The 25,604-nt window shown below is 59.5% G+C and carries 31 protein-coding genes; 27 read left to right on the forward strand and 4 right to left on the reverse strand.

All coding sequences use genetic code 11. The features are described from left to right. Positions 1 to 45: 45 nt before the first annotated feature. The 4 genes from IB265_RS33165 to IB265_RS33180 form a co-directional block, all read right to left on the reverse strand. Positions 46 to 492: a hypothetical protein gene (locus IB265_RS33165; protein WP_192495910.1), complete on the reverse strand. Its 447-nt coding sequence runs from the start codon at positions 490 to 492 to the stop codon at positions 46 to 48. Further along, positions 492 to 1,046, reverse strand: coding sequence for a hypothetical protein (locus tag IB265_RS33170; protein ID WP_192495911.1), 555 nt, complete (start codon positions 1,044 to 1,046; stop codon positions 492 to 494). The genes IB265_RS33165 and IB265_RS33170 overlap by 1 nt, the downstream gene beginning before the upstream one ends. Positions 1,047 to 1,146: 100 nt before the next feature. Further along, positions 1,147 to 1,335 (reverse strand): hypothetical protein, encoded by a 189-nt coding sequence (locus IB265_RS33175; protein WP_192495912.1) that lies wholly within the window; start codon positions 1,333 to 1,335, stop codon positions 1,147 to 1,149. Then, complete coding sequence (locus tag IB265_RS33180) at positions 1,332 to 2,900, reverse strand: DEAD/DEAH box helicase (protein WP_192495913.1); 1,569 nt, start codon at positions 2,898 to 2,900, stop codon at positions 1,332 to 1,334. Before IB265_RS33180 ends, IB265_RS33175 begins: the two co-directional genes overlap by 4 nt. Before the next feature lie 79 nt (positions 2,901 to 2,979). Here IB265_RS33180 and IB265_RS33185 point away from each other — a divergent pair, with 79 nt between their 5' ends. The 27 genes from IB265_RS33185 to IB265_RS33310 all read left to right on the forward strand — a co-directional run bounded on the left by IB265_RS33185 (position 2,980) and on the right by IB265_RS33310 (position 25,541). Then, positions 2,980 to 3,729 carry a ParB/RepB/Spo0J family partition protein gene (locus IB265_RS33185; RefSeq protein ID WP_192495914.1) on the forward strand — a complete coding sequence of 250 codons (750 nt, stop codon included), beginning with the start codon at positions 2,980 to 2,982 and terminating at the stop codon, positions 3,727 to 3,729. Beyond that, the gene (locus IB265_RS33190; protein ID WP_192495915.1) at positions 3,729 to 4,391 is read left to right on the forward strand and encodes a ParB/Srx family N-terminal domain-containing protein; all 663 of its coding nucleotides are present in this window, start codon (positions 3,729 to 3,731) and stop codon (positions 4,389 to 4,391) included. The genes IB265_RS33185 and IB265_RS33190 overlap by 1 nt, the downstream gene beginning before the upstream one ends. A 25-nt stretch (positions 4,392 to 4,416) precedes the next feature. Then, positions 4,417 to 4,857: a hypothetical protein gene (locus IB265_RS33195; RefSeq protein WP_192495916.1), complete on the forward strand. Its 441-nt coding sequence runs from the start codon at positions 4,417 to 4,419 to the stop codon at positions 4,855 to 4,857. Continuing rightward, positions 4,850 to 5,488, forward strand: a complete 639-nt coding sequence (locus tag IB265_RS33200; RefSeq protein ID WP_192495917.1) for an ATP-binding cassette domain-containing protein — start codon at positions 4,850 to 4,852, stop codon at positions 5,486 to 5,488. The genes IB265_RS33195 and IB265_RS33200 overlap by 8 nt, the downstream gene beginning before the upstream one ends. Beyond that, positions 5,485 to 5,778 (forward strand): MW1434 family type I TA system toxin, encoded by a 294-nt coding sequence (locus tag IB265_RS33205; protein ID WP_192495918.1) that lies wholly within the window; start codon positions 5,485 to 5,487, stop codon positions 5,776 to 5,778. Before IB265_RS33200 ends, IB265_RS33205 begins: the two co-directional genes overlap by 4 nt. After that, a complete protein-coding gene (locus IB265_RS33210) occupies positions 5,771 to 5,962 on the forward strand; it encodes a hypothetical protein (RefSeq protein ID WP_192495919.1) in 192 nt (63 codons plus the stop codon). Before IB265_RS33205 ends, IB265_RS33210 begins: the two co-directional genes overlap by 8 nt. Next, complete coding sequence (locus IB265_RS33215) at positions 5,955 to 6,278, forward strand: hypothetical protein (RefSeq protein ID WP_192495920.1); 324 nt, start codon at positions 5,955 to 5,957, stop codon at positions 6,276 to 6,278. The genes IB265_RS33210 and IB265_RS33215 overlap by 8 nt, the downstream gene beginning before the upstream one ends. Beyond that, positions 6,278 to 6,400, forward strand: coding sequence for a hypothetical protein (locus tag IB265_RS37425; RefSeq protein WP_256436685.1), 123 nt, complete (start codon positions 6,278 to 6,280; stop codon positions 6,398 to 6,400). Before IB265_RS33215 ends, IB265_RS37425 begins: the two co-directional genes overlap by 1 nt. Next, a complete protein-coding gene (locus IB265_RS33220; RefSeq protein ID WP_192495921.1) occupies positions 6,387 to 7,256 on the forward strand; it encodes a hypothetical protein in 870 nt (289 codons plus the stop codon). The genes IB265_RS37425 and IB265_RS33220 overlap by 14 nt, the downstream gene beginning before the upstream one ends. After that, entirely contained in the window at positions 7,256 to 7,507 is a 252-nt protein-coding gene (locus IB265_RS33225) for a hypothetical protein (RefSeq protein WP_192495922.1), read from the forward strand. Before IB265_RS33220 ends, IB265_RS33225 begins: the two co-directional genes overlap by 1 nt. A 147-nt stretch (positions 7,508 to 7,654) precedes the next feature. Then, positions 7,655 to 8,308 carry a hypothetical protein gene (locus tag IB265_RS33230; RefSeq protein WP_192495923.1) on the forward strand — a complete coding sequence of 218 codons (654 nt, stop codon included), beginning with the start codon at positions 7,655 to 7,657 and terminating at the stop codon, positions 8,306 to 8,308. Beyond that, positions 8,308 to 9,576, forward strand: a complete 1,269-nt coding sequence (locus tag IB265_RS33235) for a phage terminase large subunit (protein WP_192495924.1) — start codon at positions 8,308 to 8,310, stop codon at positions 9,574 to 9,576. The genes IB265_RS33230 and IB265_RS33235 overlap by 1 nt, the downstream gene beginning before the upstream one ends. Before the next feature lie 57 nt (positions 9,577 to 9,633). Then, positions 9,634 to 11,265 carry a hypothetical protein gene (locus IB265_RS36540; protein ID WP_210334664.1) on the forward strand — a complete coding sequence of 544 codons (1,632 nt, stop codon included), beginning with the start codon at positions 9,634 to 9,636 and terminating at the stop codon, positions 11,263 to 11,265. 96 nt (positions 11,266 to 11,361) lie between these two features. Then, entirely contained in the window at positions 11,362 to 12,306 is a 945-nt protein-coding gene (locus IB265_RS33245; RefSeq protein WP_192495925.1) for a DUF6651 domain-containing protein, read from the forward strand. A 148-nt stretch (positions 12,307 to 12,454) separates the two neighbouring features. Beyond that, on the forward strand, positions 12,455 to 13,354 hold the full coding sequence (locus tag IB265_RS33250) for a major capsid protein (protein ID WP_192495926.1): 900 nt from the start codon (positions 12,455 to 12,457) through the stop codon (positions 13,352 to 13,354). A gap of 70 nt (positions 13,355 to 13,424) precedes the next feature. Continuing rightward, positions 13,425 to 15,044 carry an SGNH/GDSL hydrolase family protein gene (locus tag IB265_RS33255; RefSeq protein ID WP_192495927.1) on the forward strand — a complete coding sequence of 540 codons (1,620 nt, stop codon included), beginning with the start codon at positions 13,425 to 13,427 and terminating at the stop codon, positions 15,042 to 15,044. Positions 15,045 to 15,124: 80 nt separating this feature from the next. Further along, a complete protein-coding gene (locus IB265_RS33260; RefSeq protein ID WP_192495928.1) occupies positions 15,125 to 15,811 on the forward strand; it encodes a hypothetical protein in 687 nt (228 codons plus the stop codon). 3 nt (positions 15,812 to 15,814) lie between these two features. Next, positions 15,815 to 16,651 (forward strand): hypothetical protein, encoded by an 837-nt coding sequence (locus IB265_RS33265; protein ID WP_192495929.1) that lies wholly within the window; start codon positions 15,815 to 15,817, stop codon positions 16,649 to 16,651. Next, entirely contained in the window at positions 16,648 to 17,403 is a 756-nt protein-coding gene (locus IB265_RS33270; protein WP_192495930.1) for a hypothetical protein, read from the forward strand. The genes IB265_RS33265 and IB265_RS33270 overlap by 4 nt, the downstream gene beginning before the upstream one ends. After that, positions 17,390 to 17,737 (forward strand): hypothetical protein, encoded by a 348-nt coding sequence (locus IB265_RS33275; protein ID WP_192495931.1) that lies wholly within the window; start codon positions 17,390 to 17,392, stop codon positions 17,735 to 17,737. The genes IB265_RS33270 and IB265_RS33275 overlap by 14 nt, the downstream gene beginning before the upstream one ends. Then, positions 17,734 to 18,228, forward strand: a complete 495-nt coding sequence (locus IB265_RS33280) for an HK97 gp10 family phage protein (protein WP_192495932.1) — start codon at positions 17,734 to 17,736, stop codon at positions 18,226 to 18,228. The genes IB265_RS33275 and IB265_RS33280 overlap by 4 nt, the downstream gene beginning before the upstream one ends. Continuing rightward, entirely contained in the window at positions 18,225 to 18,641 is a 417-nt protein-coding gene (locus tag IB265_RS33285; RefSeq protein ID WP_192495933.1) for a minor capsid protein, read from the forward strand. Before IB265_RS33280 ends, IB265_RS33285 begins: the two co-directional genes overlap by 4 nt. A 133-nt stretch (positions 18,642 to 18,774) precedes the next feature. Continuing rightward, positions 18,775 to 19,605 (forward strand): hypothetical protein, encoded by an 831-nt coding sequence (locus tag IB265_RS33290; RefSeq protein WP_192495934.1) that lies wholly within the window; start codon positions 18,775 to 18,777, stop codon positions 19,603 to 19,605. A gap of 90 nt (positions 19,606 to 19,695) precedes the next feature. Beyond that, on the forward strand, positions 19,696 to 20,052 hold the full coding sequence (locus tag IB265_RS33295) for a hypothetical protein (protein WP_192495935.1): 357 nt from the start codon (positions 19,696 to 19,698) through the stop codon (positions 20,050 to 20,052). Between the two features lie 17 nt (positions 20,053 to 20,069). Continuing rightward, the gene (locus IB265_RS33300) at positions 20,070 to 20,402 is read left to right on the forward strand and encodes a hypothetical protein (protein ID WP_192495936.1); all 333 of its coding nucleotides are present in this window, start codon (positions 20,070 to 20,072) and stop codon (positions 20,400 to 20,402) included. A 33-nt stretch (positions 20,403 to 20,435) separates the two neighbouring features. Further along, positions 20,436 to 25,112 (forward strand): tape measure protein, encoded by a 4,677-nt coding sequence (locus IB265_RS33305; protein ID WP_192495937.1) that lies wholly within the window; start codon positions 20,436 to 20,438, stop codon positions 25,110 to 25,112. Positions 25,113 to 25,187: 75 nt separating this feature from the next. Further along, positions 25,188 to 25,541 carry a phage tail protein gene (locus IB265_RS33310; RefSeq protein WP_192495938.1) on the forward strand — a complete coding sequence of 118 codons (354 nt, stop codon included), beginning with the start codon at positions 25,188 to 25,190 and terminating at the stop codon, positions 25,539 to 25,541. The last annotated feature ends 63 nt before the right edge of the window (positions 25,542 to 25,604 follow it).

Genomic DNA, 25,604 nt, shown 5'->3' on the forward strand with positions numbered 1-25,604 from the left:
GCTATATGAGGCAATAGCTATATGGCCGATTCGGGTTAACAGAGTCTATACGCCGAAGTGAGAGCTCCTCATCGCCTCGTAACGGAGCTCGAAGTATTCCGGATCGGGCTCGCGGGTCGCAAACGGCTCAAACCAGTCGAGGTCGAAGATCTCTTCGAACTCATCCTTCGTGACCTGGAGAACCGAGTAGGAGAAGATCGTCGAGTTCCGCTCAAACAGGCGCGTGCGGTCGCAATCCGACGGTAGAACGCCGTGGTGCTTGAAGACCTGGGCGATATACTCCGGCCCGCCGTTCCGCTCAGCGAACTCATCGATCTCAAACCGACGCTTAGTGATCTTCAGCACCAGCTTTCGGATCTCGATCGATGGCGCGTCGTATTCGCGACGAGAAACAGGCAGACTGGCTGCGACATGAACGACGATCTCGTCTTTGCCCGGGCGAGGGGAGACCTTAGCCTCCCCAACCCGGCGATTGCCGACCCACACCTGCATCAGTGGACGCGCCCGATAACGGCGACGAGCTTCTCCAGGAGGTCCTGGCGAGCTGCGGCCGGCTCAAGTCCGCGCGACAGACCATCGTTCAGGATCTGGGCGTGGCAATAGGCGTTGTTGAAGGTGTCGAACTCATACTTCGACGGGCCGGCGAGAGGATTGACGATCTCAAGGACGAGAGCGCCCTGATTACGCCAGTAGAGGCCCTGTTCGCGCCGGACAGAGCCGAACACGGAGTAGGAGCCCTTCGGACGGGCGTTGTGGCTCATGATCGGGATAATGTCGCCACCGAACTTCTCTTCGAAGGCGTTGCCGATTTCGCCGAGGATCTCACGAACCTGCCAGTCGCGGCCGTTGATGGTGACGGTTTCGAGCTTGCCTTCCTGGGTGAAGACCTGGTTCGGCGTCAGGCCGAGGTAATCCATCGCCATCTTGCGCAGCGGCAAGCCGTCGTCGGCCAGCTCGTGACCGTATACCTCGTTGATGATGTCGGCCGCGGTGCTCTTGCCGCTGGTCGGATGGCCGCAAAGGGCGATGAGCTTGGGGATCGTCATTGCTATCTCCTGCAATAAGTAAGTGCTTACTTACTCGTTATAGCGGGCAGGAGTAGCTCGGTGCATAAATAGCTCGCTGGCTGGCGAGCTATCTAGCTATTTAGGCAGAAAGGAAGCCGTCGTCATCGTCGCGATCGGCAAGCTGGGACAGACGCATCGCCAGAGACCGGTTGGCGCGCTCAAGACGGTCAACCTCGTCCTCAAGCCGCTTCAGCTCGGCGTGGAGATGATCCGCGGACATGATCGAATGCCCGCGTTCGTTGAAGAAGTGGATAGGGTTCACGTTCATGCTGCTGCCTTGCGCTCGAAGATTTCCCAGGGAAGGTTCTGGTTGGCAGGCAGAATGCCTTCGACAAATCCCGGCGTTCCCCTGACGATGCTTTCACGCCGACGGGCATGATCGCGCAGGGTTCCGTTGAGGTTGATCGAATAGTCCACGATGAACGTGACGTTCGGCCCAACCTTCTTATAGCGAAGACCACGACCGATCCGCTGACGAAGTTCGACCTCGGCCTTCATTCCACCGCCGAGCTGCACCAGGCCGATCGCCGGGCAGTCAACGCCGACATCGAGGATCTTGGTGCCGATGATGAAGTCGATCTCGCCGGCAGCCAGGTCCGCAAGCTTGGCCTTGCGCACCTTCTGATCGTCGTCACCACGCAGGAAGACGCCGTTCAGTCCGAACTGCTTGTAGAGGTCGAGAAGATTGTCGCCAGCCTCGGTGCGTGCAACGAGCGTCAGGACCGGCAGTCCATACATCTTCGCCATGATCGCGTCTTCGCACATCGCCTTGTGAAGAGGGGAGGCGCGAACGTAGCCGAGCGTGTAGGCGCGCTCGAAGGGCGAGGACTTGTGAAGACCCTTCGGCGCCTCGCAGTCGCGGAACAGGAAGTAGGGCTTGGCAAGAATACCGCGCTCGATGAGCAGCGACTCCGGAATATCGATCAGGATCGGGCCGAAGGCTGCCATCAGGCGCATGTTGTCTTCCGCCGAATCCTTCATGAAGGGCGTCGCCGTCAGCGCAACCCGGATCGTGGCGTTCTTGCAGTGACGCAGGATCTCGTAATAGGCCGTGCCGCCCGCCTCGTGCGCCTCTTCGCCGATCACGACCTCGACCAGCTCCAGGAACTTCATGATCGCCTCGCGGCGCTTGGTCTTCTTCTCGAAGCGAGCCGTTGCCAGCCGGACGATCTCAGCCTCACTGATCTCGGTGTTCGCGTTCTTGCGCAGGTGAGCAGACTTGACGACTGCCCGACGCTCAGCAGCCAAGTCGGGCACTTCAAGCGCCTGGGTCAGCGTCTGAACCATGCCGAGATTGACGCCGCGCACGAAGCGCAGCTCACCATCGCCGATCTGCCCGGTGTTGAGGCCGATCTCCTTGAGCTGGTCGTCCATCTGGTAGAGCAGAATACCGCGCGTCGTGACAAAGAGGGTCATGCGACGGAAGCGGGCAGCGATCAGCTTGGCGATCTTCGACTTGCCACCGCCCGTCGCAACACGAATGATGCCGGCGCCGTGCTTCTCGACCTGGCGCAACGCCTTCATCTGATAGTCGTAGTTCGGATTGTCGTTACCGAATTCGTCAACGATAGGGTTCTCGGGACCGAGCGGCGTGGCGTGCGGCCGGCAGACCTCGTAGACCGTATGACCGATGCGCTCCAGCTCCGACTTCACCAGATAGGCGAAGCCAGCAGGGAAGGTGTTCTTGGTGATCGAGAAGAAAGAGGCGGTTCCGGCGACCAGGCCATCTTTCACCTGGTAGGAGAGCAGGGAGGTGACGAAAGCCTTCACTTCCTTGGTCGGCTCCCGGAGCTGGGCAACGACTGCGTTGCGGGCGATCGTAACGACGGCCATTTTAAATTCCTTCAAACTTGCCTATTGCGTTCTGCGGAGGTTATAGTAAGTAAGCAATTACTTATCCGGGAACCGCTTCATGCGCAAGATTGAATACCTGAACGTCGCCGTCTCCGAGCTGCGCAAGAACCCTTGGAACACGAACAAGGTCAGCCCCGAGAACGAACTCAAGATCCGCGAAAGCCTCAATCGGAACGGCATGTTCAAGCCGATTGTCGTTCGCGAAGTCGCAGGCGTGCCTGGCTATGAGATCCTGGGCGGCGAGCACCGCTGGGAACAGGCGATCGAACTTGGCGAGTCTGAGGTGCCGGTTGCGAACCTCGGCGTCATCCCTGACAAGCAGGCCAAGGAAATCGGTCTCATCGACAACGCTCGGTATGGTTCCGACGACACGCTGGGTTTGTCTGATCTTCTGAAGGAGATCGGTGATGTTCCTGAATTGCAAAGCTTTCTTCCTTATGGGCAGGCTGATATTGACGCGATTTTCTCAGCGTCAGTTATAGCGTTGGACGACCTGGGAATTGACGAAAACTTCGAAAAGACGCCGGAGCCGGTCGAGGACGAAACGCCTCTGCCGAAGGTCGCCAAGACCCACTCCCAGATCCGCGTCAAGGTCACGATCGCCGATGCCGAGCGCCTGACCGCACTCATCGCCAAGACCCAGAAGGACCACGGCTACACGACCGAGGACGACCTGACGAATGCCGGCGATGCGCTCGTTCACCTGCTCGGCGATCACCTCAAGCACCTGGCCGGAGCCTCTGGCTATAAGGACGACGAACTCGACGCCGAGCTTGATGAAGCACTGGCAAACCCGGAAGCGCTCTAATGTCTGAACTGAACCACGCAATCGAAATTGTCGAAGTATCCTGGCTGAAGGAATACGAGGCGAACGCCAAGAAGCACCCCGATCACGAGATCGAGGGCCTGTCGAAGTCGATCCAGAAGTTCGGCTGGACCGCGCCGATCGTCGTCTGGAAGGACGGCACGATCATCGCTGGTCACGGCCGGCGCAAGGCTGCGATCAAGCTCGGGCTGAAGAAGGTTCCGGTCATTGTCCGGCGCGACCTCACCAAGGCCCAGGCTGATGCGCTGCGTCTCTCCGACAACCGCAACCACGGTGTCGAATACGACCAGGCCGCGATCCAGATTGAGCTGCAGCGCCTGGCTGAAGAACTCGACGGCTCCTTCGAGATGAGCGATCTCGGCTTTACCGACAAGGAGCTGGACTTCTCGCTGGCTAACCTGGACGAAATCGTCACTGACCTGTTCATCGACGACATCTCCGGCGCGGTCGAGGCCCAGAAGGAAGAGAACAAGATCAAGGTCGCCGCGACCGACGACACGGCCGCTCCCGTCGGCGATGCGCTCGGCTTCAAGCGTGTGACGATCGAGGAGAGCCGCAAGCTCAAGGGCCTCATGGCAAACATCGAGCAGAAGACCGGAAAGAAGGGCGTCGAAGCCCTGATCTACGTGCTTTCTGCCGCCTGAAAACATAAGTAAGGAATTACTTAGCATGACCGAACCCACCGCCCAGGTGATCTCGATTACGACCCGCAAGCCCTGGCATGAGGAGCAGGCCGAAAAGCGTAAGGCGCGCCGCTCAGCAAGCCAGAAGAAGCGCAAGGAATTGAGTGAGGCCAAGAAGGATCACAAGCACAACCAGCTTCAGATGCTGGATGAGATCCGGGCGCTGGTCGAGGCTGACAAGTTCGAGGGCCTGCTCATCGTCGGCCGCGACCCCAAGACCAAGAATTTCTACAACGATTTCGTCCTCGACGTGACGACCGTGCCGCTCAACGACTACTACGCCTATTCGGGCGTGCTCCAGACGCTCGCGACCGAGCTTCAGCAGTGCGCAACGATGGCGCCGGCCCTGATGTCGGACGGCACGACGCTCGATCCCTATGTCGATGAATCCGAAGTCGTCTACCTGGAAGGCGACATCGATGACTGAATACACCATCACCCGCAAGTTCAACACCTCGGTCGAGCGCACGCCGCGCGTGCTTGAGATCGCCGAGTCCTTTGGTCTGGGCCTCTCCGACAAGGAGTTCGTGGTCTATGACGGCCTGAAGATCGATATCCGCCCGGCCGATGTCGTCTACATCAAGGGTCAGTCCGGCTCGGGCAAGTCGCTGCTCCTGAAGGATCTGTCCGCGCAGATGATCGCAGGCGGCCTGAAGGTGGCTGATCTGAACAAGATCGAGCTGGACGAGCACCCGGTCGTGGAGCTGGTCGGCAAGGACACCAACGAGGCGCTCGATCTCCTGGCAAAGGCCGGCATCTCTGACGCCTGGATCTATATTCGCAAGCCTTCGGAGTTGTCCGACGGCCAGCGCTACCGCCTGAAGCTCGCAATGCTGATGGCATCCGACGCCGATGTCTGGATCGCTGACGAGTTCGGCGCCGTTCTGGACCGCGTAACCGCCCGCGTGGTCGCCTTCTCGATGCAGAAGGTCTCTCGCCGGGCCGGCAAGACCTTCATGGTCGCAACCACCCACGAAGATATGGTCACGGAACTCGCTCCGGATCTGACCATCACGAAGATGTTCCGCGAGAAGGTCAAGATCGAGGCAGGCGCATGAACTACGGCGAAGCACTGGAATTCATCAAGCGGGGAGGGGTCGCTCGGCGTTCCGACTGGAAGCCGAAGCAGATCATCTACCTCGAACAGGGCTCGCGCGACGGTCTGAAGGGCCACAAGCGCCTGGCAGCCGTTCTCAACGCCGAGCTGTTCCAGACTGGCGACAAGGGCACGGTCACGCGCCTGCCGAACATCAACATGAAGACGCCGGCCGGCGAGACGCTGACTGGCTTTAATCCCTCGCAGCTCGACCAGCTCGCCGAGGATTGGGAGATCGTAGACAATGGCTAAGCTCGTCACCACCCGCGACATCGTGATCCCGGCCGGCACTGAAGTCGGCCCGGGTCCACACAAGAGCGAATATTTCACCCCGCACGGCGAGATCATCATCGGGTTCGACAAGGACACGACCGGTCAGCTGCGCTTCGACCTCAAGGAAGCCGTCCAGCTCGGCCTGGTGAAGTCCGATGGCTAGTCGCGGCTGGTATGGCGTGGACTTCGACGGCACGCTCGCAACCTATGACTATTGGCGCGGTATCGATCACGTCGGCAATCCGATCAAGCCGATGTGCGATCGCGTCCGGGCCTGGCTCGATGAGGGCAAGGAGGTTCGGATCTTCACCGCGCGCTGTGCCGGACCGGAAGATTGCAAGCCTGCGATCGAAGGCTTCTGCCTGGCTGAGTTCGGTCAGATCCTCGAGATCACCAACATCAAGGACTTCGGCCTGATCGAGCTTTGGGACGATCGCGCCGTTCGGGTCGAATACAACACGGGAAAGAGGGTCGGCTAGTGGATTGGGTGTTCGTTTTCGTCGCTGCTCTGTTCTTCGCGCACCTTGAAGTGAAGCTGCGCATTCAACAGCACGAAAACGACGCACAGACGCGCAAGGGCGACGAGGATGATGCTTCCTGATATCGAGACACTGATCGAGCGAAACGCGAGCCCTCGAGCTTCTTTCGCGCTCACGGATGAAATGTTCGTGGAGCGCGGAACCAAGGCCGATTGGGAGCTGCTGCACGATCTCCACTACAAGGCCGAAGGTCTTCCGATCGGGCCGCAGTTCTGGAAGCTGACGCTGCACGGACAGACGATCGGCGTTCTGGTCATGGGTATGCCGAAGGGAATGCTGAAGGAGCGCCATCTGGTGTTTCGCAACCTGGCGCCCGGCTCCGGTGACACCAAGCTGACCAACACCAACCGCTACAAGTATCTGAACGCCAACTTCCGGGTCGTCTCGCGCTTCGTCGTGGATACGATGTTCCGCGGGATCGGCGCCGGATACCGGATGATGAACCTGGTCGCGCGCCTGGACGGTCACAAGAACATCGAGATCCAGTCGTCCATGTCGAAGTTCAACGCCTTCGGTCAAAAGGCAGGCTTCAAGTTCGTCAAGCCGATGAACGCCAACAAGTTCGACGCCGGCATGAAGTTCTTCCGCGGTAACTTTGAAAGCACGCCGCAGGATTTCGAGGCCATCGTCAACGAGCTGGAAGCTTCGCCGCGGTTCGAGCAGCTCCTGGCCGCGTGCAAGGAATTCTACCAGAAGAACTCGGCCCAGGAGAACACGGGCTCGGCCCGGGATGGCGCTGATGCTCGCGTGGCAGCTATGTCACCGCGGGACGTGATCAAGGGCATCCAGCAGATGAGCCTGGCCTCGCCGATGTATGGCATCTACCAGAACCCGGACGCCGGTCGCACCGACATGCCGGAACGTCTGCCCCTGACTGCGTTCGATCGGCAGAAGCCTGGTGAAAGGTTCATCCTCTGATGGCAAAGCCGCGGCGCACTGAAAAGCAGAAGGAGCTGATGGGTCTGATCCTGAAGGCAGCCAATGACGGCGCGTTTCTGACGCCTTCCGAGCTGCACGCCAAGATCTCCTATCCGGCGACATACGGAGCCGTCCGGGTCTCTATCAAGTTCCTGGTTTCGCAAGGCATGGTCGAGAAACGCCCGGAAGGTAATTTCGTGCGTCTGGTTCCTACTTTGAGAGGATACGACTGGTTCCGCCCGGTAGTTTAAATTCCCGTCCATTCACTGTCATATATTACATACTAGATAGTAAGTAAGTAATTACATATAGTATGACAGTGAATGGACGGGAAAGATGATCGTCCGGGCGTAAAGGCGCGTCCGCAATTGTAAGTAAAAGCTTATCTGGAAGAGAAGATGTCTGAGGAAGTCGAAGTCGAGGTAAAGGAAGAGGCTGCTGCCACTGCGGGCGGCAAGCGCATGTCCGATGCTGACTTCGCTGAAGCAAGGGAACTGTATGAGCTTGGCAAGGCCGGGCTCGGAGAGTTGGCCGATCAGTTCGGTGTTTCGCGCCAGGCACTGTCCTCCCGATTTAAGAGCGCAGGAGCGGTCAAGAGCTCGCGGGCGCACGAGGTTGCATCTGCGGCTAAGAAGGCTGTCACCGGCGCTGCTGGGGCGTCTGCTGCTGCAACCGCAGAGAGGTTCGCGGACAAGCGCGGCGAGTGGATCGAAGAGACGCGGATTACCGGCGTTCGCTCGCTCAAGCTCGCGCGCCAGCTCGCCCAGAAGATCATCCAGGACGCGCTTGCGGGTGGTCACGCCATCTCGACCGTCGATGATGACCTGAAGGCCGTCCAGCGCTTCAACAAGATCCTGGTCGACAACCTTGAGTCCGCCCTCAACCTGCTTGAGGCCGACAAGCACGTCGATGAGAACGATCTGCCGACGCTCAGCATCGAAGACCTGACCAACGAAGACATTCTGAAGCACCACATCGGCACGGGCGCGCTGCCCGAGGATACGACCGTCGAGGATATGCTGGCTGAAGAAGCTCCGGAGCTGGGTGACTGATGGCCGATATCGCGACCCTCAAGCTCCATCGCCTGCAGAAGGTGGTCATGAACGACCAGCACCGCTTCCGGGTGGTCGTGGCCGGCCGTCGTTGGGGCAAGACGCAGGTCTCCAAGATCTCGCTCATCAAGTATGCGGCGCTGAAGCAGAAGCTCCTGATCTGGTATGTCGCGCCGACCTACGCGATGGCGCGCGACCTGATGTGGAAGCCGCTCAAGGCTGCCATGCCGAAGGGCTGGATCAAGAAGATCAACGAAAGCCGCATGGAGATGATCCTGATCAATGGATCGGAAATCTCCCTGAAGGGCGCCGACAAGCCGGACTCGCTGCGCGGTGTCGGTCTGCATTTCGTGGTTATCGACGAGGCCCAGGACATCAAGGAAGAGACCTGGGAAGAGGTTCTGATGCCGACGCTCGCCACGACCAACGGTCGGGCGCTCTTTATCGGCACGCCGAAGTCCTACAACTGGCTCTATCACCGGTTCATGCTCGGTCAGCGCGGCCCGATGGTCAAGGATCACCGCGGCCGCCTGGTCCAGAACGAATGGATGAGCTGGCAGTTTCCGACCATCACCTCGCCGTTCATTCCGCGCAAGGAAATCGAAGCGCGCCGTCGCGACATGGATCCTCGCTCGTTCCGTCAGGAATTCGAAGCGAGCTTCGAAACCATGTCCGGCCGCGTCTACTATCCGTTCGATCGCACGATCCACATCGGCGACTACCCGTTCAATCCGAAGCTGCCGATCTACATCGGCATGGACTTCAACATCGACCCGATGTCCTCGATCATCATCCAGGAGCAGCCGAACGGCGAGATCTGGGTCGTGGACGAGGCTGTCATGTATGGCTCCAACGTCCAGGAAACGGCCGACGAGCTGGCGAAGCGGTATTTCCGCTATTTCAACCAGATCCACATCTACCCTGACCCGGCCGGCAACAACCGTAACCACGACCGCGGTGAAAGCTCTCTCGATATTCTGCGCGAGGCAGGCTTCAAGAAGATCTATTTCAAGCGGAAGCATCCGGCCGTCCAGGACCGCGTGAACTCGGTCAACCGTCTGCTCTACACCGCGGAGGGCGAAAGCCGGCTGCGCGTCGATGGCAAGTGCCGCAAGTTCATCGATTCGCTTGAACAGACCATCTACAAGGAAGGCACCAGCGAGGTCGACAAGAAGCAGGGCGCCGAGCACGCGACCGACGCTTTCGGCTATTATGCGGACTTCCGTCACCCGATGCGCAAGAGCAAGATCCTGGGCGTTTCGATTTAGGCTTGCAAGTAAGTAAGTCCTTACTTACAATGCGCCTTCATTGACGCAGGAATTGCCATGCCTTCTACGACTGCACAGAACGATGCAATGAGGGAATTCTTCGATCGCCGGCACCCCGGCTTCGAGGAATCCATTTCGCATTGGCGTTTTCTGGACGCGGCTTATCGAGGCGGCCGTGACTGGTTCCGCGACAACATCTTCCGCTACTACAAGGAAGGTGAGACCGAATTTGAGAAGCGCCTGCAGCGCGCCTATCGCTTCAACCACACCAAGGAAGTTGTCGAACTCGTCCAGAAGTATCTCTTCAAGGGCGAGATCACCCGCAACACGTCCGATGCGCCCGATGTCGTCACCCAGTTCTGGGATAAGGCGACCCGCGGTGGCGCAAGCATCGACCAGCTGATGCGCCTGGTCTCCGTCGGTAACTCGACGGGCGGGCGCCTGGCTATCGTCGTGGACAACAACTTCCAGGGCGTCGTGGAGACTGAAGCAGGCTCGCGCCCGGTCTCGATGGCCGAAGCCAAGGAGCAGAACTTCCGCATTTACGCCTACACCGTTCCCGTGAGGGACATTCTCGACTTCGCCTTTGACGAAGACGGTGATGGCGAACTCCTTTGGGTCAAGCTTCGCGAGATCGTTCGCGATGACAAGGATCCTTTCTACTCGACCGGCGACCTCATCGAGCGCGTGCGTCTTTGGACTCGCGAAGGCTGGGAGCTTTTCCAGGAGGTTGAAACCGGCGAGACCACTATCTTCAACGGCATTCGTCAGCCGGTGAAGCGCGTAGACCTGATCGACTTCGGCTATCATGACCTCGGCTTCGTGCCCGTCTATTTCGCCGATCACACGATCAACGAAGATCCTTACCGGGTCACGGGTCTCATTGACGACATCGCCTACCTCGACCGCGCCGTTGCGAACTACCTGTCGAACCTCGATGCCATCATCCAGGACCAGACGTTCTCGCAGCTCGCGATCCCGAGCCAGGCAATCGCCCAGGGCGACGACATGTTCAACAAGGTGCTCGAAATGGGCACCAAGCGGATCTTCGTCTACGACGCAGGTGCCGGCTCGTCGGCGCGTCCCGAGTATCTCTCGCCCGACCCGAAGCAGGCGGGCGTCATCCTGTCGGTGATCAACAAGATCATCAACGAGATCTACAACACCGTCGGCCTGGCTGGCGAGCGCACCAAGGAAGACAATGCCGTCGGCATCGACAACTCCTCGGGCGTCGCCAAGGCTTACGACTTCGAGCGGGTCAACTCGCTGCTCCTTGCCAAGGCAGGTTCCTGCCAGAACGCCGAGAACTGGATGGTCAAGACCGTCCTGGCCTGGGCCGGCGAGAAGCCGGTGAAGGATCCGCTGGTATCCTATCCGACCACCTTCGACATCATGGGTCTGAACGACGAGCTTGTTACCGCCGAGGCACTGGCGAAGCTCAACGGCCCGATCGAGGTTCGTCGCGAGCAGATGAAGAACACCGTCGACAAGATTTTCCCGCAGCTCAAGAAGGAACTGCGCACGAAGATCATGGCCGACGTAGACAAGTGGCTTGAGGGCACTGATCAGCTCCTCCTGCCGACCTCCGGCTCGTTCGGCGCCAAGCCGGCCGCAGCTCCCAACCGTCAGGGCGAAGTCACCAAGAAGACGCCCGCTAAGCCTGCAACCACCAAGGCATCCGCCAAGTAACCGGCGAGCCTGACCCTGCTTCTGGTCCGAGACACTGGACCAACTCGACTACGCCTACCCGCAACGCCCGAGAAAATGGGCAAGGAGACTGAGACTATGAAGACCACGACCATTGCGCCTGCCGGTCACTACGCATCTTCGATGAAGATCCCCGGTATGCCCCAGATCATGTTTGCTCCCGAAACCGGCACTGGTGCAGGTGACGCCGACGCTATCGCCGCAGCCGCTGCTGCCGCTGCCGTCGAAAAGCACGCGCAGGAAACTGCCGCTGCTGAAGCTGCTGCTGCCGAAGCAGCCGCTGCCAAGGAACTCGCCGACGCTGAAGACGCCGCTGCTGCCGCAGCTGACGCTGGCAAGGACGCGGCCGCTCTTGCGACCGAGAAGGCCAAGCTGCTTCGCGAGGTGATGGACAAGAAGAACAAGCTTAAGGACGCCGAGAAGAAGGCGGCTGATGCTGCCGCGGCGCTCGAAGCCTATGGTGGCGTCGATCCGGCCAAGGTTAAGGAGCTCCTCAAGAAGGAAGCTGACGCCGAGCTGGCAGCTGCTGAAGCCAAGGGCGATTTCGATCGCGTGAAGACGATGATGGCCGAGGAGCACACCAAGGCCACCAAGACGCTCGAAGAGCGCATCGCCGACCTGGAAGGCAAGCTCTCCGAGAAGGACAAGACGATCGACACCCTGACGATCGGCAATGACTTCGGTCAGTCGGCCTACATCAAGGATACGCTGACGCTCACGCCGTCGAAGGCGCGCCAGCTCTACGGCGAACACTTCGAGGTGAAGGACGGCAAGACGGTGGCTTACGACAAGCCGAAGTCTGCAGCCAACCGTAACCCGCTGGTCGACGCTTCCGGCAATCCGCTGGTGTTCGATGAAGCCTTCAAGCGCATCATCGAGGCTGATCCGGACAAGGAGACGCTGCTGAAGGCCAAGGTAACGCCGGGCTCGAATTCGAACTCGACCCAGGTGAAGACCCAGGAAAAGAAGGTGATCCCGGCCCGTTCCGGCCTCGATCGCATCCGGGCTTCTTTCGGCGGCTAAGACCAATTCCTTTGTTATAGCGGAAAAAGTAAGTAACTGCTTACTTTTTCCCTTGCACTCACGCTCGTTGTTGGACTATTGTAGGTAAGTGCTTACTTACGTGGTCCACGACGGGCTACGTGCATTTGTAGACAAGGAGACTACACGTATGCCGCTTCTGATGGACGAAGCCGCTAAGCTGGCCGAAGACGACCGCCAGCGCGGCATTATCGAGGAACTCCTCGACAAGGACGAATTCTTCGCCCTCGTGCCTTTCGTTAAGGCCAAGGACGACACCTTCAGCTACACCCGCGAGCTGGAACTGCCTGGCGCTGGCTGGATCGACCCTTACGATGACATCGAAGAGTCGACTGGTAAGGTCGAGAACATCTCCACCAAGATCAAGATCATGGCTGGTCAGTTCGACATCGCTAACTTCATCTCCGAAGTTAAGTCGGACATGTATGACCAGATCGCCGTCCAGGCGAAGTTCAAGATCAAGGCCGTCGGCCGCGACTTCAAGAACGTCCTGATCAACGGTGACGCGACTGCCAATCCGAAGACCTTCGACGGTCTGCGCAAGCTGGTAGCTGCTGAACGCACTCTGGCAGCCGGCGTCAACGGCGCTGCTCTGTCCTACTCCATGCTCGACGAGCTGAAGGATGCCGTGCCGCTCGGCGCTGACTTCCTGATGATGCGCTCGGAAACCTGGCGTGTGATCCGCGAACTCAATCGTCTGCACGGTGGTAACACCGCTGAGATGATGATGGTCGAAAACTTCGGCGCCCCGATGCGTTTCTATGATGGCACCCCGGTCATCATCAACGACTACATCGAGAAGACCGAAGATCAGGGCACGAACCTGAACACGACCTCGATCTACGCGGTTCGCGCAAACGAAGTCGACGGCTTCCACGGCCTCTGGGCTGGCGATGCTGCCGGTGTCCGTCTCGAAGAGATCGGCACGAACTTCAACAAGGACTCCAAGCGCTGGCGCGTCAAGTGGTATACGGGCGCTGCCCTCCGTGCCACTCACGCTGTCGCCCGCCTCAAGGGTGTCCAGATTTAATCTTGTAAGTAAGTAATTACTTACTTATTATGGGCGGGATCTTTCCCGCCCATTTTCTTTTGGAGACAACATGCCTCGCATCAAGCTCACGAAGCCCAGCTTCGCAAACCTCACCGGGCAGCTGCCTGGCAAGAACTTCCGCGGTGTGAATTTCACCGATGGTATCTCCGGCGACATTCCGCTTGAGGTGGTCGACAAGATCGCCGCACAGATCGGTGGAGACCTGGTAGACGGGCAGGGCGCTGTCCTTGGACCGGCCGGCTCGCATTATCGCAAGACCTCGACTATCCCGACGAAGACCGTTCCGCGCGCAACCTCGCTTCCGTCCGACGACATCAAGACCGCGCGAGGCTACCGGATCGGCGTCATTGGAACGTCGCTGGTTAACCACAACGACTTTGGCACGACCTCGTTCAGCAAGATCTCCCATTCGAGCCGCGGCTGGATGAGCTGGGCGCGCTTCTACGCCCAGGGCCTGTTCGTGAGCCCTGTCTGGTATGACGCGACGGTCTATCGAGGCTGGGAGCCCTTCGGCACCCCGAATACGACCCGCTATTTCCAGGGCTTGAATGCAGGTGTCTCTGGCGACACGGGCGATCAGATCTGGAAGCGCCGCGAATATCTGACCAAGAATGTCGACTGCGACATCGTGGTTATCGACGCCGGCACCAACGATTACCTCGACGCGGCGACCTTCACCAAGGAACGCACCCAGGAGCTGCGCGAGCGCCTGGCCGACTATTACCTCTCCTTTGGCAAGATCGTCATTCTGTTGCCGATCCTTGCCCGCAACACGAACGTCCTGCCGGCCGGTGGTGCGACCCGTGCTCGTATGCACTGGATGAACCAGAAGACCCGCGATTTCGTTCGTTCGCGCCGCAGCTGCTATTTCTTCGACTGGAATGAAGCCTGGGTTGATGCAGCCTCTGCCAACGGCACGCCGAACACTGGCTTCTCGGCTGACGGCACCCACTTCCTGCCCAAGGGCGGCGAGGCGGTCGGCAAGGCATTCGCTGACTTCCTGAAGACGATCCTTCCGGCTGGTCCGAAGCGCGTCACGGCGCCGGACGATCTCTTCATGGCTGGCGAGAACCCGCGCGGCAACATTCTGACCAATGCCTTCCTGACCGGCACTGCCGGCGCCAATGGCACGGGTGCGACCGGTTCGGTTGCCACCGGAATGCGTGTCGAGCGCATCAGCGGCGCCTCGACGGTCGTCAACTCTCTGGAAGCTCGCCCGGGCCGCGGCAACTACCAGGTGATGACGTTCACGCTGTCCGGCGCGGCAGAGGATAAGTTCTACTTCCGCCCGAGCACCACGGACACGCCGCACCAGCTCGCAGCTGGCGATTGGGTCCAGGCCTCGTGCGAGATCGAGACCAACAACTATGCCGGCTTCGTCGGCGTGTCGTTGCTCTGCCTCGATCTGGCGACCGGTGGGCACTACTCCTATGCAATGGAGCCCTACAACAGCGGGTCGGCGAATGAACGCTGGGCGGCTCAGGCTCGCTCCGGTCTCCTCTTGACGCCGCCCTTCCAGCTCAAGGCTGGTTCAACGGCGCTCAAGTGGCGGGTCGAGATCGTGCTGGCAGCGAGCGTAGCAGGCTCTCCTGTGGTCAAGGTCGGCGCCGTCGAGCTGCGCCAGGTCGAAAATCCGAAGAAGGCTTTGAACTGGCATCCGCCTGTTTAATTCGTAGGATTGCAAGTAAGTAATCACTTACTTATAATGGGTGGGACTACTCCCACCCATTTTGTTTTGGAGAACCCTGAATGGAAATGAAGAAGCTCAAGGTCGTGACGACGCGCATGGCCGGCTACACTGGTGTTCTCGGCCCCGTCCGCTTCACCGACGGCGTGTCGGATGAATACCTGCCGCGTCACATTCGCGACCGTATGGCCGCCTCGATGGAATTCCTCGAGATCGACCAGGACGGCAACGAAGAACCGGCCGGCGCCCAGAACCGCCTCATTCGCGAATACAAGGAACGCGCGCCGCAGGTTTCGGATCTGAAGCGTCAGACCGAGGCGGAAAAGGCTGCCGAGATCGCTGCCAACCAGGTCGTTCACGCCAAGGTTCCGACCATCGAAACCCGCGCCTCGCTCGAAGCGATCGCCGAGAAGTCCGGCATCAAGGGTCTGCGCGAGATCGGCAACAAGTGGTCGGTCAAGCATCGGTCAATCCCGACGCTGATCGAGATGATCCTCGACGCCCAGGAAAAGGCTGTTGCCAAGCGCGCCAAGAAGGACGCTCCGGTCGCAGACGCGCCGGTAGTCGTCGAAGAAAAGGTCGAACAGGCCGAAGACTCGACGATCGATCCGGCTGTTGCTGCTGAAGCCCTGCGCCTTGAAGCCGAAGCCAAGGCCGAAGCGGAAGAATTCGCGGCCGCTGAGGCTCTGAAGGCTGCCGCGGCGTCGGGCGACCTTGCGGCTGCAATCACCGCAGAAACTGCGGAGTAAGCCATGAAGTTCTACCCCGAGGACTACATCGTAGAGGTGGTCGTTCCCCTTACCGATCTCAACGGCGCGAAGGTCGTTCCGACGGCCATCACTGCTGTTCTGTATGACGGTGACGACGCCGTGATTGTCGACCTCGGGTCTCTTCCCTTTGATCCGGTCGCAGATACGCACACTGTCGCCATCCCGAAGGAATTCAACCGCCTGATGGGTGACGAAATTCGTGCAGCCCGGATCTTGCGGGTTGGCATCGTAACGGACGCGGGCACCATCCCGCGTTCGTTCTCCTACGCCATCGAGTCCGAGCAGCGTCTCGTGCTTATGGAGAACACCTTCCTGACGCTTGAGGCGGCCGAGTTCCAGGCATTGGATACGCCGAACGTGACCGGCTGGAATGTGGCATCCGAGGCGCAGAAGCTTGCGGCGCTGACCGAGAGCTATCGCCGGCTGACCATGATCCCGATGCGCTACCAGGTTCACCGGCCGCTTACCGGTGGCTCCACCTCTGGCTGGCGTTCGGACTGGAACTCGATTGCTCCGCGCGAGCTGCTCGAAGAAGTGGTCATCGAGCGCGACGTGTGGGACGAAATCACCGTCGAGCAGTTTGCCGACTTCCCGACCGCCTTCAAGAAGGCGCTTCGCCGGGCTCAGTTCACCGAGGCCAACGAGCTGCTGCAGGGAGACGCCGTTTCCAAGAAGCATCGCCAGGGCATCGTCACCGAGACCATTGGTGAAAGCTCCGTGACGCTTAGGACTGGCGCGATCGATTTCGGTATCGCGTCCGAGACCATGAAGGCGCTCGTCGGCTACGTCTACTTCAACAATAGGATCCGCCGCGCGTGATCCCTCATCGTCTCTCGGAGGCGGCCGACCAGGCCGCCCGTCGCTACGATCATCTGGCCCAGACCTTCAGCGCCCTCTACAAGACGGCGCTGATGTCGGCTGAGTTCGGATATGCCGGCCAGTCGCAGAAGCTGTTTGCTGAGGCCTACGACGCTGCGGAAATGTATTTCGAGCGTGACAAGGAGGCGATGGCCGATGTTGCTGTCGAAATCGCTGAGGCCGCTCACCAGCGCGCGATTGTAAATCTGCGCTCTGTCGATGCAGAAAGTCTCTCGGACGCAGCCCTTGCGCATGTGAGTGAGACCCAGACGTATCTGTCAAACGAGATCGCAGCTCAGGTGCATCGCGACATTGCGCACATGCGCTTTCAGCTGCAAAGGGTCGTTCTCGATGTCGGAATGATCGCCCGCACGCGCAATGTAAATAGCCGTGCCGCTCAGATGGCCTATGTCGTGGCAAACCCGCACGAGCTGGAGCTCCATTTCGTCGATCGCCGCGGGCGCCGCACGCCGACCAGGACTTTCATCCGCTCGATCTACCGGCAGGCGCTCTTGTCGATCCACAACGAGACGACGCTCCACGTTATCGCCGACCACGGCCTCGAACATGCGGCTGTGAAAAAGCTCGAGGACGGTGTGGAGAAGATTACCGACCGGATCAACATCAACGATTACGCCGCGGTGCGAGATCACCTGTTTCACCCGAACGCCAATTCCTATCTCGATGTGGAGATCGACGATGTTTCAGCCTAACCTTAAGGGCGTGCTGTCGCGCATCGTCAGCCGCGATGTGCATGGTCGCGCCACCTTCTCGGAGCCGATGGAGTGCCCCTTCGGTATCGTCAACCTGAACGTTGGCGCCGAAAAGACCGTGGTGCGTGCGGACTCGTCTGCCTCCCGCGGATCCGCGGATGAGGTTTCGACCAAGTATGCCAAGATCCTGATCGTGCCTTACGTCGAGGTGAAGATCGGCGACAAGTTCGAATTCCAGGGCCTGAAGTTCAAGATCGCGTCCACTCACTACCGCATCTCGGTCATGGGCTCTATCGACCACATCGAGTGCGACATGGAGATCTGGCCGGCATGAAGTCCAAGCTGAAGGTGACGGGTCTGGCAGCCGTTCGCACCGAGCTTCGCTCGTATGGCGATCGCGTGCCTGATGCTGCGCGCAAGACCATGCACCGGTCAGCTGAGATCATCCGGGATATGGCGCGCGAGTATGCGCCCGAAGACGAAGGCAACCTGGTCCGCGGCATAAAGATCATCAAGGACTACGGGGCGAACGGCCGACTGCAGATCGATATCGGGATCGAGATGCCGGCTGATGCCTTCTCGAAGTCGGGCACGCCGCTGACGGCAGCCAGCTTCGACCGCTATGCGACGCTGGTCCATGAGAACTACGAGAGTGAAGTCGCCTACGTGAACGGCCCTTCAAGGGCGACGATCGCGAAGATGGCAAGGCATGGTGAAAAGGTTGGCTCGTTCTTCCTTCGCACCGCGGCCGAGGAAGAAGAGAAGAAGCTGGATGACAAGATGGTCAACGCCATCACCCAGGTCATCAATGAGGTAGGCGGATGATTTACGACATTCTGGAAAAGAAGCTCACCGACTCCGGTCTTGTCGTGGCCGGCCAGTCCCTGTTTCGCAACTACATGCCGCCCGAATGCAAGATCGGCGTCATGATCCGCACGCCGCTGACGGGTATCGAGATCAATCCGTTCATCGAAGGCTGGCACAAGACCAGTATGCAGGTCATCACCCGGCATGTGGATCCGGTCGAAGGCGCTCGAATGGCTGCTCATGTCTCCAGGCTCCTCATTGTCGAGGCTCCCGAAAAGCATGAGGCCTCCGACGAGCGCGGGCCGGCGCATATCAACGTCTTCTATCCCTCAGCGCTGCCGATCCAGTATCCGCGCCTTGAAGGAAACGGCCTGGAGTTCTCGCAGCACTTTACCGCGGCCTTTGGTTTCAAGCCCGACTGGCGCAGCTAAATAGATCAATAGCTAAAAATAAGCCCTAGCTTACTTTTAGGTTGTCAAGTCATAACCGTCTGCGGTATTGTAAGTAAGTGCTTACTTACTTCGTCCGCTGTGGGCGAAGCTGTCGCTACAAGGAGAATGCGCAATGGCCTCGTCCACCGAGAACGTAAAGCTCGGCGTGTGCAACGTTCTCTTCGACGGAGTTGACCTTGGTTTCACCAAGGGCGGCGTCGAAGTGGAAGTTGCTACGTCCACCAAGGAAATTACCGTCGACCAGATGGGTGAAACCCCGATCGGCGAAGTCATCATGGGCCGCACGGTCTCTGCGAACGTTCCGCTCGCCGAAACCACGCTCGACAACCTGGTCGCCATCATGCCTGGCTCCGAACTGATTTCGGACGGCGCATACGCAACGGGCACTGTGACCTTCTCCACGGCCGCTCCGGTCGATGGCGACAAGATCACGCTCGCTGGCGTCGACTTTACCTTTAAGACCACCCCGGTCGGCCAGAACGACATGGCTATTCCGGCAACCATCGGCGCCGCAGCCACCGCGCTCGCTGCGAAGATCAATGCCAACGCCATCAACTTCACGGCAACTGTTGTCAACGCGGTCGTAACCATCAAGGCCAAGAACCGCGGCGTCGACGGCAACGTCACTGTCTCGAAGACGGCCGTAACGGCTGCCAACATCACGACTACGAACCTGACGGGCGGCGTCAACGCGACTAAGGCCCAGGTCAAGGTTTCGAACGGCGTCAACATCAACCTGCTCAAGCTCGCAAAGACCCTGGTCCTGCGTCCGAAGGGCACGAGCGGCGAAGACGACTTCACCATCCATAAGGCCATGTGCCCTGGTGCTCTGAACTTCGCCTACCAGTTCGACAACGAGCGCGTCTTCTCGGCTGCTTTCAAGGGCTACGCCCTCGACAGCGGTCAGCTGTTCTCGCTCGGCGATGTGACTGCTACGGCCTAATAAGTAAGTAAGTCCTTACTTAGAATACTCGGCCGGCGCCTCTTACCAGGGACGCCGGTCTTTTACCTCCAAGCAACAAGAGAGATTGAAATGACCAAGGTCATCAACATTGCTTCCCTTCGTAAGCCTGCTGCTGTCGTCATCGAGACGGAAGACGGGAAGAAGCACGAGATGGTTCCCGCCTCTGTCGCGGTCTTCCTCGAAAACCTCAAGGAAGTCGAAGCGCTCGGTCTGAATGCATCGCCGGTCCAGGAAGCCGAGCTGATCGTCAAGGTCATCGCCCGCTCGTTCCCGACGATCGACATCGAAACGCTCAACTCCTGGCCGCTCGATATCGTCCGCAATCTCTACGTCACGGTCATCTCGGCCAACGGCGAAGTGGTCTCGCAGGATGAGGCAGTGATCGAGGAGGCTAAGAAGACGGGAAAGTCGCAGCCGGGGGCGTAAAGGAGATCGATTTCGGCGTGCTCTTTTGCAAGGTGCTCGCCGAATACTCCCTCTCCTTCGACGACCTGATGAACCTCTCGATCAGACGGTTCTGGTTTATCGCCAACATGATCGAGCGGCTCCGGGCCGAGAAGGATCTCCGGCAAATTCAGTTAATGGCTTCGGTAGGAAGCCCGGAAGCCTACAAGTCGGCCCGGGAATTCCTTCAGGAGCAGATGGGTCAAATCTACGTCCTGGACGCGCCCGAGGCTCCTGTGGAGTTCAAGGTCGATCCGAAGACCGGTTTGGATCCCGAATTCGACAGGGAAGGTCTGCGGGCGCTGAAGATGAGAATTTCCTCTGGCCGCTGATCTAAGTAAGTGCTTACTTAGCAAGAGGGTTAGATGACTTCTATTCGCGTTGAACTTCAGCTGGCAGACGGTAGCTTTACCTCGGGTATGCTCCGGGCAGGGCAGTCGCTTGCTCAGTTCAACTCCGAACTGATCCGCACCAACCCTCGCCTCGATGGTCTTGCTGACGCATCGGGCTCTGTGATCCGCAACATGCAGCGGATCGATACCTCTGCGAAGGGTGCGCTCGGCACCCTTCGCGACATCTCCATTGTCACCGGTCTCGTTTCGCTCGGCATGTCCAAGATGTCGTCGGCTGCAAACGGCTGGCTCGGCGATATCGTCCGCATCAATGCGGAGATGGAGAAGCTCAATTACCAGATGCGGGCGATGTCGACTGCGGCCGACCCGATCAAGGACGCTGCTGATAACGTCAAGTGGCTGCGCGAGCAGGCCACGCAGATGCCGTTCTCGCTCAAGACGCTCACGTCCGGCTTCACCAAGCTGAAGGCCGTCGGTATCGACCCGACGAATGGATCGCTGAGGGCCATCTCGGATGGTATCGCGGCATTCGGTGGCTCTGACGACGCTTTCAACCGCACCATCCTCGGTATGACCCAGGCGGCGGGCAAGGGCGTTCTGCAAATGGAGGAGCTCAGGCAGCAAATCGGCGAGTCGATGCCGATTGCCATGAACCTGCTGGCGCGCTCGATGGGCCTTACGGTCGGTGAGCTTGCCAAGGAAATCTCGACCGGCACGGTCGCATCTGTTCCGGCCCTGCAGAAGCTGACGGCTGAGCTGAACCGCGCCTATGGTGGCACGTCGCAGCGCATGATGCAGACCTTCTCGGGTCAGATGACGCAGCTCTACACCAACGTCCAGAACCTCGCGACCTCTGAAGGTGGCAGGGGCTTCTTCGACCAGATCAAGAACCAGCTGCGCGACATCAATCAGTTCCTGTCGTCCGACATGGCGCAGCGCATGGCCGTTTCGTTCGGCCAGGGGCTCAGCACTGTCGTCCAGTCTCTGCGCGAAGGCATCTCGACCATCTGGCAGTTCCGCGATGAGCTGACCCGGGTAGCGACGGTTGCTGCGGGCGGTCTCGGACTGCTTGCGGTCACGCGCGGCCTCGGCTCGCTGACCTCGGCGCTTCAGACGGCCAGCCTGAACTGGACTGTGTTCTCCACGAACATGAACAACGCTATGTCTGGTGTCGCGGGCGGCGTGTCCAATCTCGGTCGCCTCTCGACTGCTGCAACTGGCATCCGCGGTGTCATCTCCGGCACGGCTGCGGTTCTTGGCGGGCTCTTTACCGGCTTTGCTACCTTTGCCCCGATGATCGTCGGTGTGGGTATCGCTGCCTACGCGGCCGGCGAATACTTCGGTGTCTTCTCCAACAAGATCAAGGACGCCTACGACGAACTCGTGAAGTTCGGCGCGGAGTCGCGCCGTCAGGCCGAAGATATCGGCAACGCTCGTCTCGCTCAGATCGATGAGCAGATCGCGGCGCAAAAGAAGCGCATGATGGACAAGGGCGAGGGCCTGACCCAGAACGCCGCTGGCGAGCTTGTTCCGGACGAGACCCTTGGCCCGCTCTATCTCCTGATCGAAGAGCGCAAGAAGATCCAGGCGCTGCTGCCGCAGCTGGTCGAGGATGCCGGCAAGAAGGAAATCTTCCGCGACATCGAGCGCTACAGGAGTCAGGTCGGCGACGTTCTGGAAGGCTTCCAGCGCGACTACAACAAGGCCGCGATCGATCGGGACAAGGCCTATGCGGAAGAGGTCAACAAGGAAGGCGTTCGCGAGCAGTCCAAGAAGCAGATCCGTGACAAGTATGTCGCCGACCAGCTTCAGCAGCAGAAGACGCTGATCACCAAGACCACCGACTATTACGATACCCAGATCGCTGAAATCGAGAAGCTCTACAATAGGGCTGACGAAAACGACAAGGCTCGCTACCAGGCGCGCATGGACTACCTGACGAAGGCTCGCGTCGAGGAAGTCGCCAAGCTGAATTCGCTCACGCCTGAGCAGTTCGACATGGAATACGCCAAGGCCTCCGGCAATGAGACCAAGGCGATCGAGAAGGGCAAGACGGCCCTCGAATCTCTGCATCAGGACATCGCCAAGATCCAGGCCAACATGAACGGCGCGTCTGGTGCTGCCGCTGAAATGGCTGAGCGTATCGCCGCCCAGGACTTCGGCTCCGTCAAGGAAGGTGGTCAAGCCGTCCAGGATCTGCACGACGAGCTTCTTGCGGCCGCAGAGGCCAAGGAAGCCCTCGACAAGGTGATGAAGGGCAACCAGAAGGCTGATCAGGATCTTGAGCGCGTGCGCCAGGATATCCGCGAGCAGCGTCTGGCTCTCATCGAGCGCCAGAAGGGCGGCACCAAGCTCGATGACGCCCAGAAGAACCTTCTGAAGCTGGACAACGGTGGCTACTACGGCCTCGGTCCCTACGAAAATATCCGCAAGGCGATCGGCGATGTCGTCGGTGCGATGAACGCTCAGGGCGAGACGGCCAATCAGGTCGGCGTCGTCATGCGTCAGAACGCTTTCGGTCAGCAGACCGAGCAGCATGTCATGAACGTCACCAATCGCGTCAGGGAGCTGCGTGAAGCGATCCTCGGCGTCGGCACGGGTCTGAACGCACTGAACTTCGGTCAGCTCGGCACGGGCATTCCTGAGCTGAACGGTATGCAGGGCAACCTGCAGGGCATGGCCGGCTTCACCGGTATGCCGACCTCGGGTGCGAACCTGATGTCGAAGAACATGGGCATCTTCGGAGATCCGCGTTCGGCCGGCTGGAAGGATAACAACATCACCTCGATCATGGCCTCGAACGGCATGACGGTGCAGGTCCACAAGGCCGCTGCCGATGCGTTCAAGGGCTTTCTCGATGAGCTGATGGGGCAGGGCTACAAGGTCAAGTCGCTCGGTGGCTACAACGTTCGCAACAACGTCAATGCTCCCGGCAAGCTCTCCGAGCACGCCTTCGGCAATGCTATCGACATCAATCCGGATCAGAACCCGAACGGCAAGACGCTCGTCACTGACATGCCGTCGAACATTCGCGAGCTTGCTGCGAAGTATGGCCTGACCTGGGGCGGCGACTGGAAGTCCGTCAAGGACGCGATGCACTTCGAATGGAAGGGTGGTCAGACGGGCGCAAGCACGCAGCCCCTGCGCCAGCCCGAAGCCGACGTGCCGCAGTTCCAGGCAACCGTATTCGACAATCAGATCCGCAAGACCGAGGAGCTGCGTGACGCCTACAAGGACGCGCACAAGGAATACCTCGAAATCGGCAAGGCCAACTCCGACCTCGACCTGTCGGACTGGATCACGAAGACCGAAGCTGAAACGAAGGATCTGGGCGAGGGCGCCGAAGAAGCCGGCAAGCGCTACCAGCAGCTCAAGAAGGCCATCCGCAATGGCGACTTCGACAAGTCTGGCAATCCGGAAGATCGCAAGCCCGAAGCCAAGCGCTTCGAGGCAGCACTTGCTGCTGCCAAGAAGTATGACGAAGCCAAGAAGAAGGCTTCCGAAAACGACAAGCTGGACAAGAAGAACTCGCAGGAAGCCATCAAGTTCGATGAGCGCCGCGCGGAGCTGAACCGTCGCATCGCCGAGATGCAGAACAAGGTCAAGGATCCCAAGTGGGTTCCCGATAGTCAGGAGCTGCAGAAGCTCCAGACGGACCTCGACGGCTATGTTGCCGACGTTCTGAACCGCGCGGGCGGCGACGTGAACAACGCCACCTACAAGCAGGCGCTTGAGACCCGTCGCAACCTTCTGAACGGCCAGCGCCAGCTCGAAAGCCTTGATGCCCAGGTCGCTTTTAACAAGGAGACCGAGAGCCTCAAGAATTCGCTGCTCACGCAGGGCCAGCTGCGCTCCAAGAACCTCAATGAGGCTCTGGCTGCCGTTGACACCTGGGTCGAACAGCAGCGCAAGAACGGCGCCGACGAGGTGGAAATCACCCGCATGGCTGAGGAGCAGAAGGCTCTGATCCGGGCAAAGTATGCCCAGGAAACGAACCCGATGCAGAAGCAGTTTGCGGAGTGGGGCGACCTGCAGGGCAATCTCGCCCAGGCTTCGGCTCGGTGGATGGACTCGCTTGCAGGCGGCATCGCTGACCTCATCACCGGCACGGGCGACTTCCGCTCTGTTCTTCAGGGCATTCTGAAGGACATCGTGAACATGGGCGTCAAGTCGATGATGTCCGGCATGTTCTCCAAGGGCGGTCAGCAGTCGGGCGGCAAGAATAAGGGGGCCTTCCCGGCAGCTCCGGGAGGGGCCAAGAGCAAGGGCGCAGCTACGACGCTCGGCGCGGTCCTCGGTGTTCCGACGGCTCACACGGGCGGCATCATTGGTTCGTCCGCGCTGATCCCGAAGGCCGTTCACTCGAACGTCTTCAACAGTGCCAAGAAGTTCCATACGGGCGGCATCGTTGACAGTCTGCTTCCCTCGGAAGTGCCGATCATCGCTAAGAAGGGCGAGGGTGTCTTCACGCCTGAGCAGATGGAGAGCATGGGCAGCTTTGCGGGCTCGCAGACGATCCAGATCTCGTCTCCGATCACCGTCAACGGTTCGGCCGGCACGCCTGAGCAGAACACCGACCTCGCAAAGAAGATGGCGCGCGAATACGAGGTCTCGATCCGCTCCACCGTCGCTGACGAGATCCGCAAGCAGAGCAAGGTTGGCAACTACATGAACCAGAGGTCGCGGTAAAAGCCGCGACTTTCTTCGCACAAAGCGTTTTCCTCGTGATATAAGTAATTTCTTACTTACGACGAGAGGACGAGTATGCCGCTTCCGACTTTCAATCCGCCCGTCGGTCCCTCGCCGGGCACCTCGCACAAGCCTACCGTCTCCCTCTGGGAGGCGGAGTTTGGCGATGGCTACTCGCAGCCGACGCCCAAGGGCATCAATCACATCAGGAAGTCCACGACGCTCTCCTGGAAGACCCTGACCTACGATCAGATGCAGGAGATCAAGGGATTTTTCGAGCGTCAGCAGGGCAACAAGGTGTTCTACTACCGGCCGTTCGGTGAGCAGTTCGCGGTCAAGTGGACCTGCAAGGAGTGGTCGTCCGTCACGGAAGGCGGCATCTGGCAGGTCGATGCGACCCTTGTGCAAAGCTTCAGCAACGAAAAGTAAGCGGTTCCTTATCTTTTCGGTTGCTAGTAAGTAAGCACTTACTTACAATTGGGCCTCAATCAC

The sequence above is a fragment of the Ensifer sp. ENS10 genome (genome assembly GCF_014852025.1).
Classification (GTDB): Bacteria; Pseudomonadota; Alphaproteobacteria; order Rhizobiales; family Rhizobiaceae; genus Ensifer.

Coding starts and splice junctions, on each gene's coding strand:
- IB265_RS33225 (WP_192495922.1), top strand. CDS start 7,256: ATGGCAAAGCCGCGGCGCACTGAAAAGCAGAAGGAGCTGATGGGTCTG.
- IB265_RS33170 (WP_192495911.1), bottom strand. CDS start 1,046: ATGACGATCCCCAAGCTCATCGCCCTTTGCGGCCATCCGACCAGCGGC.
- IB265_RS33295 (WP_192495935.1), top strand. CDS start 19,696: ATGACCAAGGTCATCAACATTGCTTCCCTTCGTAAGCCTGCTGCTGTC.
- IB265_RS33215 (WP_192495920.1), top strand. CDS start 5,955: ATGGCTAGTCGCGGCTGGTATGGCGTGGACTTCGACGGCACGCTCGCA.
- IB265_RS33305 (WP_192495937.1), top strand. CDS start 20,436: ATGACTTCTATTCGCGTTGAACTTCAGCTGGCAGACGGTAGCTTTACC.
- IB265_RS33255 (WP_192495927.1), top strand. CDS start 13,425: ATGCCTCGCATCAAGCTCACGAAGCCCAGCTTCGCAAACCTCACCGGG.
- IB265_RS33185 (WP_192495914.1), top strand. CDS start 2,980: ATGCGCAAGATTGAATACCTGAACGTCGCCGTCTCCGAGCTGCGCAAG.
- IB265_RS33260 (WP_192495928.1), top strand. CDS start 15,125: ATGGAAATGAAGAAGCTCAAGGTCGTGACGACGCGCATGGCCGGCTAC.
- IB265_RS33210 (WP_192495919.1), top strand. CDS start 5,771: ATGGCTAAGCTCGTCACCACCCGCGACATCGTGATCCCGGCCGGCACT.
- IB265_RS33290 (WP_192495934.1), top strand. CDS start 18,775: ATGGCCTCGTCCACCGAGAACGTAAAGCTCGGCGTGTGCAACGTTCTC.
- IB265_RS33195 (WP_192495916.1), top strand. CDS start 4,417: ATGACCGAACCCACCGCCCAGGTGATCTCGATTACGACCCGCAAGCCC.
- IB265_RS33220 (WP_192495921.1), top strand. CDS start 6,387: ATGATGCTTCCTGATATCGAGACACTGATCGAGCGAAACGCGAGCCCT.
- IB265_RS33205 (WP_192495918.1), top strand. CDS start 5,485: ATGAACTACGGCGAAGCACTGGAATTCATCAAGCGGGGAGGGGTCGCT.
- IB265_RS33310 (WP_192495938.1), top strand. CDS start 25,188: ATGCCGCTTCCGACTTTCAATCCGCCCGTCGGTCCCTCGCCGGGCACC.
- IB265_RS33265 (WP_192495929.1), top strand. CDS start 15,815: ATGAAGTTCTACCCCGAGGACTACATCGTAGAGGTGGTCGTTCCCCTT.
- IB265_RS36540 (WP_210334664.1), top strand. CDS start 9,634: ATGCCTTCTACGACTGCACAGAACGATGCAATGAGGGAATTCTTCGAT.
- IB265_RS33280 (WP_192495932.1), top strand. CDS start 17,734: ATGAAGTCCAAGCTGAAGGTGACGGGTCTGGCAGCCGTTCGCACCGAG.
- IB265_RS33275 (WP_192495931.1), top strand. CDS start 17,390: ATGTTTCAGCCTAACCTTAAGGGCGTGCTGTCGCGCATCGTCAGCCGC.
- IB265_RS33165 (WP_192495910.1), bottom strand. CDS start 492: ATGCAGGTGTGGGTCGGCAATCGCCGGGTTGGGGAGGCTAAGGTCTCC.
- IB265_RS33190 (WP_192495915.1), top strand. CDS start 3,729: ATGTCTGAACTGAACCACGCAATCGAAATTGTCGAAGTATCCTGGCTG.
- IB265_RS33180 (WP_192495913.1), bottom strand. CDS start 2,900: ATGGCCGTCGTTACGATCGCCCGCAACGCAGTCGTTGCCCAGCTCCGG.
- IB265_RS33235 (WP_192495924.1), top strand. CDS start 8,308: ATGGCCGATATCGCGACCCTCAAGCTCCATCGCCTGCAGAAGGTGGTC.
- IB265_RS33175 (WP_192495912.1), bottom strand. CDS start 1,335: ATGAACGTGAACCCTATCCACTTCTTCAACGAACGCGGGCATTCGATC.
- IB265_RS33245 (WP_192495925.1), top strand. CDS start 11,362: ATGAAGACCACGACCATTGCGCCTGCCGGTCACTACGCATCTTCGATG.
- IB265_RS33285 (WP_192495933.1), top strand. CDS start 18,225: ATGATTTACGACATTCTGGAAAAGAAGCTCACCGACTCCGGTCTTGTC.
- IB265_RS33250 (WP_192495926.1), top strand. CDS start 12,455: ATGCCGCTTCTGATGGACGAAGCCGCTAAGCTGGCCGAAGACGACCGC.
- IB265_RS33230 (WP_192495923.1), top strand. CDS start 7,655: ATGTCTGAGGAAGTCGAAGTCGAGGTAAAGGAAGAGGCTGCTGCCACT.
- IB265_RS33200 (WP_192495917.1), top strand. CDS start 4,850: ATGACTGAATACACCATCACCCGCAAGTTCAACACCTCGGTCGAGCGC.